Here is an 11280-nt window from a genome sequence, read left to right on the forward strand (position 1 = left end):
GGCGGCGGAGATGCCGGGACCCGGCGGCGAACGCGGCGGGGTACGTCACGAGCGGCAGCGCGGCCACCGCGATCCACACCCCGGTGAGCAGACACTCGGCGAACAGCGCGAACCGTTCGGCGAGCGGGGACTCCCCACGGGGCTTGGCGGCCTTCGCCCGGGCCCGGTCCATGATCGGTTCACCTCAGCCCTTCAGGCCGGACGTGGCCATGCCGTCGATCAGATAGCGCTGGAAGGCGAGGAAGAAGGCGAGCACCGGCAGCAGGGCCACCAGCGACATCGCGATCATGCCGCCGTAGTTGGCCACGGCGTCCTGGTCCACGAACATCTTCAGACCGAGCGAGACGGTGTACTTCTCGGGGTCGTTCAGATAGATCAGCGGGCCCATGAAGTCGTTCCAGGCATTGATGAAGGTGAAGATCGCACTGGTGATGAGCGCGGGCCGGGACAGCGGCAGCACGATCGACCAGTAGATCCGGAAGTGCCCGCAGCCGTCGAGCCGGGCCGCCTCGTCGAGTTCCCTGGGCAGGTTCCGCATGAACTGCACCATCAGGAAGACGAAGAACGCCTCCGTGGCCAGGTACTTCGGCAGCAGCAGCGGGGTGTTGGTGTTGATCATGTCCATGTTGCGGAACAGCACGTACTGCGGGATGAGCAGCACGTGGTACGGCAGCAGGAGCGTGCCGATCATCAGCGTGAACAGCAGGTTCCGGCCCGCGAACTTGATCTTCGCGAAGGCGTACGCGGTCAGCGAGCAGGACACGAGGATCCCGATCACCGAGCCCACGGCGAGCGTGAGCGAGTTCAGGAAGAACGTGGAGATGGGGATGTCGGCGATGCCCTCGGAGAGCCGTGTGTAGTTGGAGATGATCGGGTCGCTCGGGAACAGGTCCAGGCTGCCGACGATGTCGTCACTGTTCTTGAACGAGCCTCCCACGACCCAGATCACCGGGTAGAGGATCACCGCGAGGATCAGCAGGGACCCGATGTGCCAGGCGAGGGAGCCGGGCAGCTTGCGCCGGAGGGCGCCGCCCTTCGCCGTCGGCGCCGGGGTGATCTCGGTGGCCTGCGCACTCATCAGGCACCCTCCTCGTAGTGCACCCAGCGCTTCTGGGACCAGAACAGCACCGCCGTCACCAGGGCGACCGCGACCAGCAGCACCCAGGCCATGGCGGAGGCCAGGCCCATCCGGCTGTTCTCGAAGCCCTGGACGTACAGATAACAGGTGTAGACCATCGAACCGTCGGCCGGACCGCAGGCGTTGCCGCCGGCACCGCCGCCGACGATGTACGCCGAGCTGAAGATCTGGAAGGAGTGGATCGTCTCCAGCAGGACGTTGAAGAACAGGACCGGGGAGATCATCGGCAGGGTGATGTTCCAGAACCGCCGGAACGTCCCCGCCCCGTCGACCTCGGCCGCCTCGTACAGCTCGCGCGGGACCTGCTTGAGACCGGCGAGGAAGATCACCATCGGGGCACCGAACTGCCAGACGGTGAGCGCCACGAGGCTGTAGATGATCAGGTCCGGGTCACCGGTCCAGCCGCCGACGTCGATCCCGAACAGCTTCTGCGTACGGTCCACGACGGCGTCGTCCGAGAAGATCGCCTTCCACACGATCGCGATGGAGACGCTGGCGCCGATCAGCGACGGCGCGTAGAAGGCGGCCCGGTAGAAGGCCTGACCGCGCCGCTTCTGGGCGAGCAGCAGCGCCACCCCGAGGGCGGCGATCAGCTTGATCGGCGTGCCGACGGCGACGTACCAGAGCGTCACCTTCACCGAGTTCTGCCAGCGCGGATCGGCGAACATCTCGGAGAAGTTGTCGAGGCCGATCCACTGGGGCGCGTCGAACAGGTTGTAGTCGGTGAAGGCGAAGTAGAGCGAGGCGACCATCGGGCCCGCGGTCAGCAGCAGGAACCCGGCGATCCACGGGGACATGAAGAGGTAGCCGGCCAGGGTCTCCCGGCGGCCCCGCCGCTTGAGTGCGGCGGGGCGGGGGGACTTGGCCGGACGGTGCCGCGGCTCGGAGTCCTGGGTCAGGTCCTCCATCGCAGGGGCGTGTGTCACGGCGGTTCCCATCAGCTGCCGAGAGCCGTCTTCGACTCGGTGAAGAACTGCTTGACGGCGTCGTCGACCGACCGCTTGCCCAGGGCGAGCTCCTCGGCGATGCGCATGAACCCGGCCTCACAGATGTCCGCGCCGTTCGGGTGCGGGGTGATGGGCTCCAGGACGCCGGCCGCGACAAGGGACTCCTCGTACTCGGCGATGGCCTTGTTGACCGGGTCGGTCGGCTTGAACGCGTCGTACTGGGCCTGCGTCGCGGGCACGCCCCGGTCGTAGCCCATGATCTTGGCGACCTCGGGCTCGTGCACCATGAAGTTGATGAACTGCGCGACTTCCTTGGGGTGCTGGGTGCGCTTGGACGCGCTGAGCATGAGGGAGCCGAGGTACTGGCCGGTCTTCTTGCCGTCGGTGGTCGGGATGGGGGCCAGACCGTACTCGCTCTTGCCCTCGGAGGTGTAGCGGACGGTGAAGTTGTCCCAGGTGAACTCACCGGCGGCGAGTTCGGCGGCGACCGCCGACTTGGGCTTGGTCTGGGCGACCTTCTTGGGGTCGGCGTAGATGCCCTGCTTGATGCCCTTCTCCGCCTTCGTCCACCACTCCTTGAGGTCCGCCTCGGTGAAGCCGAGGCCGTCCTCGGTGAAGAACGCCTTGCCGTTCTGGCGCAGGTAGAGGTCGTAGAGGTACATGACGCCGTACATGCCGCTGTCGCCGGCCCGTCCCGCCTTGTCGCGGATCTTCTTCATCGCCGCGTCGAAGTCGTCCCAGGTCCAACCCTGTTCCGGCTTCACCCCGGACTTGGTGTAGACGGGCTTGTCGATCACCAGGGCCATCGAGTTGGAACCGACGGGGACACCGAGCAGCTTTCCGTCGACCTCGCCGAACTTCTCCAGCCCCGCTCGGAAGCCGTCCAGGGAGAGGTTGCCCGCCTCGACCTGTGCGTTGAGGTCGAGCAGCACATTCTTCGCATCGTATTTCCGCAGAAAGCCGATGGCATTCTGGAAGACGTCCGGCGGATTTCCACCGGAGGCCTGGGTGTTGAACTTCTTCCAGAAGTCCGGATACACCTGGAAGTCGGTCTTCACCTTGATCTTCGGGTACTTCTTCTCGAAAAGCGCGATGGTCTTCTTGATGCGCTCCGCCCGGTCCTCGGCACCCCACCAGGCGTAACGGATCGTCACCGTCCCGTCCCCCGACCCGCTGCCGCCGCCACAGGCCGTGGCCGTCGCCCCGAGCCCCGCGACGGCCAGTGAGGCTCCGGCCGCCTTGAGGACAGTCCGCCTCTCAACATTCTTGTCCTGGTGCATGGTTGAGCCTCCCCGCGACGCTGCGTCCGCCTCATGAATCGTTTCAAGTAAGCGCTTGCTGGCACAAGGTACGGAGACCCTCAGGAGACGTCAATGATTCGGACAGGAATTGATGGAAAGCGGAGGGGGCGCCGCGCGAGACCGCGCGGCGGCTTGGGTGACCTCTCGTCAAGTAAACGTGCAGGTCGGCGAGTTACGGCCGACCCGTCGAACGTGAGACGGGCCGTCGGCCGGAGCCGCAGAGAGGCCGAAAGGAGTCAGGTGCCGCCACGCCGGGAGAGACGGCTCGGGGCCCGCCGACTGCGCGATCTGACTCTGGGTGAGGGCCGCTGGGTGGGCGGCGGTGAGGGGAGCGAGAGGCGCCGGGGGGCTGGAAATGGCCAAATGTTGGGTCGCCGGTCCAGGGCATCCAGCCTCCGCTCCCCTGACCCTCAGCCTCCGGTCCCTGGCTCCCGTCCTGTGGCCCGCGCCCCTCGGCCCCTGACCCCCGAGGGACCTTCTCCCCTGGAACCAATCGGCACGCGCCGCCGAGCTGTCACGCGCGCACTTTCCGCACACGCGAAACGACCTGGCCCACGGAGTCCGTGGGCCAGGTCGTTTCGACTGGTGGGCGATACTGGGTTCGAACCAGTGACCTCTTCGGTGTGAACGAAGCGCTCTCCCACTGAGCTAATCGCCCGGGCGCAGGAAGAACATTACCCCATGTCAGGGGGTGCCTCGGACACCGTGCGGATGCCCGGTGGCGGTCCGGCCCGCGCCTACTGGTTCTTGATGTTCCAGGGCATCTCGAAGCCGAACTTCCAGAGGTAGACCCCCATGAGGACGGCCACGATCACCAGGCCGATCGACGTCAGGATGAGGTTCCGGCGTCGGACCCGGGGGTCGAGGGCACGCTGGGTCGCCTCGGTGACCTTCCGCTTGGTCCAGCGGAGCACCAGCTGGGCCCACACGAACTCGGTCGCCCAGATCGCCATGCCGCCGAAGATCACGACCCAGCCGGGGCCCGGGAGGGGAAGCATGATCACGCCGGCCACGACCACCGCGAGCCCGATGACGAAGACAGCCACCTGCCAGCTCAGGTGCAGCATCCGGCGCGCCTTGACGAATTCCGGCGCCCGAGATCCGAGCGGCGCTTCCTTCTTCGCCACATCGGCCTCGCTGTTCGCTACGTCCGTCTCTCTGTTCGATCCGTCGGCCGCCACCGCGACCTCCCCCGTTCCGTTACTCCCCGTGTCCATACGGCCAAACCCTACCGGAGAGAAACCGGTCACCGGAATGGTCGTACCGGACGAAGTCGGACTCGGCCGGATGAGCTACCAAAAGCGACGCAAAACTCCCAGAGGGGTTTACAACGGCACCGTAGGTGGCATGTCGATTTCGCCGACGTGCGAATCCCCGAGCGCACACTGAGCGAAAGGCCTTGGCGCTTATGAACACCACGGTCAGCTGCGAGCTGCACCTGCGCCTCGTTGTGTCGAGCGAGTCCTCACTGCCTGTTCCCGCGGGACTGCGGTATGACACGGCCGATCCCTACGCCGTGCACGCCACCTTCCACACCGGTGCCGAGGAAACGGTCGAATGGGTGTTCGCCCGCGACCTCCTCGCCGAGGGCCTTCACCGGCCCACCGGCACCGGCGACGTCCGTGTCTGGCCGTCGCGCAGTCACGGTCAGGGCGTCGTCTGCATCGCCCTGAGCTCTCCGGAGGGCGAGGCACTGCTCGAAGCCCCGGCGCGGGCTCTGGAGTCCTTCCTGAAGCGCACAGACGCCGCCGTGCCACCCGGCACGGAACATCGGCACTTCGACCTCGATCAGGAGCTCTCGCACATCCTGGCGGAGAGCTAGACCGAGACCCCACAGAGCCGCCCGGCGCCGTCCACTCGGGGAGACGGCTCGGGCCAGGACAACCGCATACGGCTCAGGCCGACCGATCGACGCCGTCGCAGCGGGTCTCCGCGCGGCGGCGTCCGTATGCGCCGGGTGACGGAGCGCGGTCGGTCCGACCGCCGAGCGGACCCCTTCCGATCACTCCGGCACCGGCATCCCCTCTGACCACGCCCCCCGCGGTTTCCCGGGCTCTGGGCCGGTCCGTCCGGTCCGTCCGATGCGGGGAGCCGTTACCATCGGCCAGCATCGGCGGGCGGCTGCCCGACCCTCGCAGGCCAGGGAGCGAAACGTGTTGATCACCCACGACACCCGGTGTGCCCTCGACACCGTGGTGGATCTGGTGAACACCGCACCGGAGAACGACACGGCGACGGACGGGCTCACGGATGTCGCGTCGCTCGGCGCCTTCGTACAGGAGCACGACATCAGCGATGTCGGCACGCTGTCGGAGTTCGACCTCGCCGCCGTGCGCAAGGTACGCGGCAGGTTCGCCGAGGTCTTCTCGGCGCCGGACCCCGGCTCGGCCGCCTCGGTCATCAACGACCTCGTCGCCGCGGCCGGCACCACGCCCCGGCTCACGAACCACGACGGCTACGACTGGCATGTGCACTACTTCGCGCCCGGCGCGTCCGTCGCCGACCATCTCGCGGCCGACTGCGGCATGGCCCTCGCCTTCTTCGTCGTCGCGGGGGAACAGGAGCGGCTGCGCCGCTGTGAGGCCCCGGACTGCCGGCGCGCCTTCGTCGATCTCTCCCGCAACCGCTCGCGCCGCTACTGCGACAGCCGTACGTGCGGTAACCGCCTGCACGTGGCCGCGTACCGGGCGCGCCGCAAGGAAGCCGCGGGCTGAGGGGACGTCGGGGGCGACCCGTGGCGGTGCCGGGCCGTGGCGGGTGTTGCTGGGGCTTACGGAGCCCTCGACGGGTGACGTCAGGGGCTCCGTTTACGGCTCAGAGCATCAGCAGGTCGTGCAGTGACGCCATGAGCAGCAGGCAGCCGATCACCGCAAGGAAGATCATCAGCGGCGGCTGGGAAAGCGCGAAGAGACAACCTCGCCGCTCCTCGGGCGGGGCGGTGGTGTCGCTCTGTTCTGTTGTATCCAGCATCTCGCGGCGATGATGACGCAGCGGGGGCCCTCCGCGCGATCAACCGACCCCGAATGACGGAGAGTTCGCCAATATCCACAACCTCCGGAGCGATCGTGATCACTTCGGCGTCGCCGGTCGACCTACTGTGTCGTTTCAGTCCGATCCGTGCTGTACCGGTGAAGGGCGGCTGATGCGGGACGTGTGGTCAGATGCCGTGCTTCTTCAGGATCGCCTCGATGTCGCTGAAGTCGTCCGCGGCGGACGCGCCGGGGCTCGTCGGCCGGGATCCGGTGGTGGGGCGGCCCGCCGGGCGGGCGCTACCGCCCAAGGAGGGTGCCGAGGCGGCCGGGGCTATCGCCTCCGCGCGGGACGCCTTGGCCGCCTTGCGGTCCTTGCCGGTGTCCCCCCGGCGCCGCTCCACGGCGCGTGTGGTCATGAAGAGGAACCAGGAGGCGCCCAGCACCCCGAAGCCGGCCCACGCGGTCGGGCTGAACGCGGTGTCCGCCGCCCACTCGACGACTCCGGTCATCACCAGGCCGATGGGCACGAGCGCGTAGGCGGCGATGCGCGTCGCCCTGAGGAACCGCTTCCGGTACGCCGTGATCGCGGCGAGGCCCAGGCCGGCCGCTGAGACGGCGGCGCAAACTGTCTCGGCAATCATCGGGTCCTCCAAGGCGCAGCGCGGTCGGGCGGATCGATCCGTCCCTTCCATCCTGCACCGCCCCGCGCCCGATATGCCATGGTCCGGGGAGACCTCAGGGAGATCTCCGGGTCGTCTCGGGGTCGCCACCGACGAGGGCGGCCCCACCGGGCCGGGCGGGCCGGTGCGCAGTGGGTGGGGCAGCCGGCATGAGGACGGCCGATTGGGCCGGTGCGGTCCCGGGCTGGAAGACTGATCGCATGAGCGACTCCTCCCCCGTACCGTCGGCCGTCGTCCTGGATGTCTGGTGCGAACTCCAGTGTCCCGACTGCCGTCAGGCCCTCGACGACCTCCGGGCGCTGCGGGCCCGCTACGGCGACCGGCTCGACATCCGGCTGCGGCACTTCCCGCTGGAGAAGCACAAGCACGCTTTCGCCGCCGCGCAGGCCGCCGAGGAGGCCGCGGAGCAGGGGCAGGCGTGGCCGTACGTCGAGGCCGTACTGGGCCGGGTGGAGCAGCTGGACCGTGCCGGTGAGCCGTTCCTGGTGGAGGCGGCCCGTGAACTGGGGCTGGACGCCGAGGAGTTCGACACCGCGCTGATCGACGGCCGGCACATCCTCATCGTGGACGCCGACCAGGCCGAGGGCAAGGCGATCGGCGTGACCGGCACCCCGACGTACGTCATCGGCGGCGAACGCCTCGACGGCGGCAAGAGCCAGGAAGGGTTGCGCGAGCGCATCGAGGAGATCGCCGACCGCCTGCTGGCCGAGAGCGCCTGACACCCCGGCACCGCTGCCCACGAGCGCCACGTCCGGCGGCCCGGCAAAGACCCGGTCCATGCCGTCTCACGCGCCCCCAGTGGAGGGCCACCCTCTGCCGTCGGCCACGCGTCCCGCAGCCTCCTCAGAGCAGTGGCTTGGACAAGTGGTAGGTGGTCGTCTCGTAGCCGAGGGACTCGTAGAGGCATTCGGCGCGGACGTTCCCCGCGAAGACGTTGAGCACGAGGACGGTGCGGCCGGCCGCCATTGCCTGGGCCTCGGCCAGCAGCATGAGCGAACGGCCGTGCCCCCTGCCCCGGTGCGCGGCGTCCGCCTCCACGTCGTAGACCCACGCGGCGTCGGCGGTCAGCCACACCCACAGGGTGCCGACCCTGGTGCCCTCGTGCTCCAGCACGCTGCACACGTTGTTCGGGGAGGCCGGTCCGTGGGGCAGGCACTGTTCGTAGCCCTCGGCGGCACGCGCGTACGCCTCCGCCTCGGGCACCCCGTGGGTGGCCAGGTCCTGGGCGTAGCCGTCGAGCCCGGCCTCCTTCCAGGGGCCGAACTCGGCCTCGGTCATGGGGCGGGCCCGGCTGCCCTCCGGCAGTTCGGGCGGGGCGCCGTCGAGCGGCTTGCGCATGTGGCGGTTGCGCAGGACGTAGCCGAGGGTCTCGGCGAGCCGCAGGGCGGGCTCCGCGCCGGCCGGGACGGACGCCTCGATCCTTCGGCAGCCCCAGCCGCGGGCGACTTCCTCGGCAGCCAGCGCGGCCACCGTGGCCCGGCCACGCCGACGGTCCGGTTCGTCGATCCGCAGGTCCAGGATCCGGGCGGCCGAGGAGCTGGGCTCAGGGCGGGTGCCGAGGTGTATGGCGCCGACGGGGCGGCTGTTCACGCACACCTGGTAGCGGCGCGAACGGGACCCGTCGGCTGCGTACTGGAGCGGCTCGATGGGCCGCAGGGTGGTGGTCATCACGGGTGTTCTACCCGCCTCACCGCCCCATGTCCGCCGAATATCGCCCGGTTCTACGGATCGAGGTCGTTCCCGGACCGCTCGTCGAAGATCAGCATGGCCTTGGCGGTGACCGGGCCGGGCGCGCCGGGCAGTTCGCGGCCGTCGACGCGGTGCACGCCCTGCACGTCCCGCAGGCTCGACGTCAGGAAGATCTCGTCGGCGCTCTCCAGGACGTCCAGCGGCAGGTCCGTCTCGCGGGCGCCGGTCCATTCGACGACGAGCGCGCGGGTGATGCCGGCGAGGCAGCCGGAGGCGACCGGCGGGGTGTGGATCTCGCCGTCGAGGACGACGAAGACGTTGGAGCCCGTGCCTTCGCAGAGCCGTCCGACGGTGTTGGCGAACAGGGCCTCACTCGCGCCCTGTTCGTGGGCGCGGGCGAGCGCGACGACGTTCTCCGCGTACGAGGTGGTCTTCAGGCCCGTGAGGGCGCCGCGCTCGTTGCGGGTCCACGGGACGGTGATCACGGCGGTGGAGTCGGCGCGCCGAGAGGTCTCGCCGAGGGCGACGACGAGGGTGGTGCCGTGGTCGCCGCGGTCGGAGCCGAGCGGGGAGACACCGCCGGTGTACGTGACGCGCAGCCGGCCGAGCGGCATCGGGTTGGCGTCGAGGACGGCGGAGCAGGCGCGGCGCACCTCGTCGTGGTCGGGCTCGGGGAGCCCGAGGCCGCGCGCCGAGCGGGTGAGCCGGTCGAGATGGCGGGTGAGCGCGAACGGCCGCCCGTCGACGGTCTTGACGGTCTCGAAGATGCCGTCGCCCACGGTCAGCCCGTGGTCGAGGACGGAGACACGGGCGGAGTCGATGTCCTGCAGTCCGCCGTCGAGCCAGATCTTCACGTAAGGGTCCTCCCACTCGCCTCGTACGTTCCCGACGCTACCGCGAGCAGCCGGGCGGCCTTCAGCTCGGTCTCCCGCCACTCCGCCTCGGGGTCCGACCCCCAGGTGATGCCGGCGCCGGTGCCGAACCGCAGCTCGCCCGAGGGCCGGTCGATCCAGAAGGTGCGGATGCCGACGGCCAGCTCTCCCGTGCCCCGGTCGGCGTCGACCCAGCCGATGCCTCCGCAGTAGGGGCCGCGGGGCGCCGTCTCCACCGCGTCGATGATCCGCAGGGCGCTGGACTTCGGTGCGCCGGTGACCGAGCCGGGCGGGAAGGCCGCGGCGAGCAGCTCCGGCCAGCCGGCGTCCGCGCCGAGTTCGCCCCGCACGGTCGAGACGAGGTGGACGAGCCCCGGGTGCTTCTCGACGACGCACAGGTCCGGGACGGTCACGGAACCGGTGGCGCAGACCCGCCCGATGTCGTTGCGGACGAGGTCGACGATCATCACGTTCTCGGCGTAGTCCTTCTCCAGGAGGTCCGCCTCGGTCCGTCCGGTCCCCTTGATCGGGCCGGACTCGACGCTCCGGCCGTCGACCCGCAGGAACAGCTCGGGCGACGCGGTGGCTATCTCCACACCGTGACCAGGCAGGCGAATCGTTCCGGCAAAGGGTGCCGGGTTGCCGCGGGCCAGCAGCGCGGTCAGCGCGTCCACGTCGGCGTCCGGCGCGACGGGCGCGGACAGCACCCGGCAGAGGTTCGCCTGGTAGACCTCGCCGGCGGCTATGTGCTCCCGGATGCGGCGTACACCCGCCGTGTACGCGGCGCGGTCGAGCGACGACGTCCAGTCGCCGACGGCCGGACCGCGCCACTGCCCCGGCACCGGCCGCGGGACCGGCTCGTGCCGTACGTCACTGAAGCGCGCGCACACCACGCCACCCTCGAAATCGGCGCGGACGGCCCAGAAACCGGACGAGTCCAGAGCGGCGGGATCGCTGGTCACATCGGCGAGACCGGAGGCGACAAGGTTGCCGAAGCGGGCGAGAGGAGGCAGGTCGGACACGCAGTCGAGTCTAGGACGGGCGCCCGCCGGGCGGCCCCGGCCGGGTGGCGGAGAGGACGCACCGCAGCACGCTGCACAAACGCGTTTTTGTGCTGGCCCCGGAATCCGCTAGAGTTCAACTCGTCGCCGGGACGCGAGAGCGGGCCGAAACGACAAGCGGACGTAGCTCAGTTGGTAGAGCGCAACCTTGCCAAGGTTGAGGTCGCGAGTTCGAGCCTCGTCGTCCGCTCGAAGGAACAAGGGGATCTTCCCGAACCCCTCACTCCTGGTGGAGTGGCCGAGAGGCGAGGCAACGGCCTGCAAAGCCGTCTACACGGGTTCAAATCCCGTCTCCACCTCCAAGGACGATTAGCTCAGCGGGAGAGCGCTTCCCTGACACGGAAGAGGTCACTGGTTCAATCCCAGTATCGTCCACTGGATCTTCGGATCCCCCGCGCGATTAGCTCAGCGGGAGAGCGCTTCCCTGACACGGAAGAGGTCACTGGTTCAATCCCAGTATCGCGCACGCGGTATCACCGTGATCCTCGGATCACATCCCGAGGACGATTAGCTCAGCGGGAGAGCGCTTCCCTGACACGGAAGAGGTCACTGGTTCAATCCCAGTATCGTCCACACCTCGAAGCCCCCGACCGTCTCTGCGGTCGGGGGCTTCGAGGTGT

Annotated in this window: 12 protein-coding genes and 6 tRNA genes; 8 read left to right on the forward strand and 10 right to left on the reverse strand. The window is 69.1% G+C overall.

Annotation, left to right across the window (positions count from 1 at the left end; all coding sequences use genetic code 11):
- Positions 1 to 184: 184 nt before the first annotated feature.
- The 5 genes from AOK23_RS02345 to AOK23_RS02365 form a co-directional block, all read right to left on the reverse strand.
- Positions 185 to 1078: a carbohydrate ABC transporter permease gene (locus tag AOK23_RS02345; RefSeq protein ID WP_055711077.1), complete on the reverse strand. Its 894-nt coding sequence runs from the start codon at positions 1076 to 1078 to the stop codon at positions 185 to 187.
- Positions 1078 to 2076 carry a carbohydrate ABC transporter permease gene (locus tag AOK23_RS02350; protein ID WP_055711078.1) on the reverse strand — a complete coding sequence of 333 codons (999 nt, stop codon included), beginning with the start codon at positions 2074 to 2076 and terminating at the stop codon, positions 1078 to 1080. Before AOK23_RS02350 ends, AOK23_RS02345 begins: the two co-directional genes overlap by 1 nt.
- Positions 2076 to 3365, reverse strand: coding sequence for an ABC transporter substrate-binding protein (locus AOK23_RS02355; RefSeq protein WP_055711079.1), 1290 nt, complete (start codon positions 3363 to 3365; stop codon positions 2076 to 2078). The genes AOK23_RS02350 and AOK23_RS02355 overlap by 1 nt, the downstream gene beginning before the upstream one ends.
- A 604-nt stretch (positions 3366 to 3969) precedes the next feature.
- A tRNA-Val gene (locus AOK23_RS02360) sits at positions 3970 to 4044 on the reverse strand.
- Positions 4045 to 4123: 79 nt separating this feature from the next.
- The gene (locus tag AOK23_RS02365) at positions 4124 to 4603 is read right to left on the reverse strand and encodes a TIGR02611 family protein (protein ID WP_055711080.1); all 480 of its coding nucleotides are present in this window, start codon (positions 4601 to 4603) and stop codon (positions 4124 to 4126) included.
- Positions 4604 to 4794: 191 nt separating this feature from the next.
- Here AOK23_RS02365 and AOK23_RS02370 point away from each other — a divergent pair, with 191 nt between their 5' ends.
- Together AOK23_RS02370 and AOK23_RS02375 are read left to right on the forward strand one after the other, a co-directional pair.
- On the forward strand, positions 4795 to 5208 hold the full coding sequence (locus AOK23_RS02370) for an SsgA family sporulation/cell division regulator (RefSeq protein ID WP_004002642.1): 414 nt from the start codon (positions 4795 to 4797) through the stop codon (positions 5206 to 5208).
- Positions 5209 to 5539: 331 nt separating this feature from the next.
- On the forward strand, positions 5540 to 6100 hold the full coding sequence (locus tag AOK23_RS02375; RefSeq protein WP_055711081.1) for a CGNR zinc finger domain-containing protein: 561 nt from the start codon (positions 5540 to 5542) through the stop codon (positions 6098 to 6100).
- A 100-nt stretch (positions 6101 to 6200) separates the two neighbouring features.
- Here AOK23_RS02375 and AOK23_RS48330 read toward each other — a convergent pair whose 3' ends face one another.
- Positions 6201 to 6356 carry a hypothetical protein gene (locus AOK23_RS48330; protein WP_167738881.1) on the reverse strand — a complete coding sequence of 52 codons (156 nt, stop codon included), beginning with the start codon at positions 6354 to 6356 and terminating at the stop codon, positions 6201 to 6203.
- 187 nt (positions 6357 to 6543) lie between these two features.
- A complete protein-coding gene (locus AOK23_RS02380; RefSeq protein ID WP_055711086.1) occupies positions 6544 to 6999 on the reverse strand; it encodes a hypothetical protein in 456 nt (151 codons plus the stop codon).
- Positions 7000 to 7238: 239 nt separating this feature from the next.
- On the opposite strand from AOK23_RS02380, the gene AOK23_RS02385 reads away from it, so the two are divergent.
- Positions 7239 to 7757 carry a DsbA family protein gene (locus tag AOK23_RS02385; RefSeq protein WP_055711082.1) on the forward strand — a complete coding sequence of 173 codons (519 nt, stop codon included), beginning with the start codon at positions 7239 to 7241 and terminating at the stop codon, positions 7755 to 7757.
- A 124-nt stretch (positions 7758 to 7881) separates the two neighbouring features.
- Here AOK23_RS02385 and AOK23_RS02390 read toward each other — a convergent pair whose 3' ends face one another.
- Genes AOK23_RS02390 through AOK23_RS02400 form a run of 3 tightly spaced genes read right to left on the reverse strand, consistent with a single transcriptional unit; the run spans position 7882 to position 10621 of the window.
- Positions 7882 to 8706 (reverse strand): GNAT family N-acetyltransferase, encoded by an 825-nt coding sequence (locus tag AOK23_RS02390; RefSeq protein ID WP_055711083.1) that lies wholly within the window; start codon positions 8704 to 8706, stop codon positions 7882 to 7884.
- Positions 8707 to 8759: 53 nt separating this feature from the next.
- On the reverse strand, positions 8760 to 9581 hold the full coding sequence (locus tag AOK23_RS02395) for an aminotransferase class IV (RefSeq protein ID WP_055711084.1): 822 nt from the start codon (positions 9579 to 9581) through the stop codon (positions 8760 to 8762).
- Positions 9578 to 10621: a chorismate-binding protein gene (locus tag AOK23_RS02400; RefSeq protein ID WP_055711085.1), complete on the reverse strand. Its 1044-nt coding sequence runs from the start codon at positions 10619 to 10621 to the stop codon at positions 9578 to 9580. The genes AOK23_RS02395 and AOK23_RS02400 overlap by 4 nt, the downstream gene beginning before the upstream one ends.
- A 156-nt stretch (positions 10622 to 10777) precedes the next feature.
- Between AOK23_RS02400 and AOK23_RS02405 the strand changes: the two genes are divergently transcribed.
- The 5 genes from AOK23_RS02405 (at position 10778) to AOK23_RS02425 (ending at position 11233) form a co-directional block, all read left to right on the forward strand.
- Positions 10778 to 10850: transfer RNA gene (locus tag AOK23_RS02405), tRNA-Gly, on the forward strand.
- 38 nt (positions 10851 to 10888) lie between these two features.
- Positions 10889 to 10962, forward strand: a tRNA-Cys gene (locus AOK23_RS02410).
- A 1-nt stretch (position 10963) separates the two neighbouring features.
- A tRNA-Val gene (locus tag AOK23_RS02415) sits at positions 10964 to 11035 on the forward strand.
- 19 nt (positions 11036 to 11054) lie between these two features.
- Positions 11055 to 11126: transfer RNA gene (locus AOK23_RS02420), tRNA-Val, on the forward strand.
- A gap of 35 nt (positions 11127 to 11161) precedes the next feature.
- Positions 11162 to 11233, forward strand: a tRNA-Val gene (locus AOK23_RS02425).
- Positions 11234 to 11280: the final 47 nt, after the last annotated feature.

Origin of the sequence: Streptomyces torulosus (assembly GCF_001419765.1) — a bacterium.
In the GTDB taxonomy this organism is placed as follows: Bacteria; Actinomycetota; Actinomycetes; order Streptomycetales; family Streptomycetaceae; genus Streptomyces; species Streptomyces torulosus.

Bases quoted from the DNA above. Each gene is read 5' to 3' on its own strand.
- AOK23_RS02345 (WP_055711077.1), bottom strand. From the start codon at position 1,078: ATGAGTGCGCAGGCCACCGAGATCACCCCGGCGCCGACGGCGAAGGGC.
- AOK23_RS02350 (WP_055711078.1), bottom strand. From the start codon at position 2,076: ATGGGAACCGCCGTGACACACGCCCCTGCGATGGAGGACCTGACCCAG.
- AOK23_RS02355 (WP_055711079.1), bottom strand. From the start codon at position 3,365: ATGCACCAGGACAAGAATGTTGAGAGGCGGACTGTCCTCAAGGCGGCC.
- AOK23_RS02365 (WP_055711080.1), bottom strand. From the start codon at position 4,603: ATGGACACGGGGAGTAACGGAACGGGGGAGGTCGCGGTGGCGGCCGAC.
- AOK23_RS02370 (WP_004002642.1), top strand. From the start codon at position 4,795: ATGAACACCACGGTCAGCTGCGAGCTGCACCTGCGCCTCGTTGTGTCG.
- AOK23_RS48330 (WP_167738881.1), bottom strand. From the start codon at position 6,356: ATGCTGGATACAACAGAACAGAGCGACACCACCGCCCCGCCCGAGGAG.
- AOK23_RS02380 (WP_055711086.1), bottom strand. From the start codon at position 6,999: ATGATTGCCGAGACAGTTTGCGCCGCCGTCTCAGCGGCCGGCCTGGGC.
- AOK23_RS02385 (WP_055711082.1), top strand. From the start codon at position 7,239: ATGAGCGACTCCTCCCCCGTACCGTCGGCCGTCGTCCTGGATGTCTGG.
- AOK23_RS02390 (WP_055711083.1), bottom strand. From the start codon at position 8,706: ATGACCACCACCCTGCGGCCCATCGAGCCGCTCCAGTACGCAGCCGAC.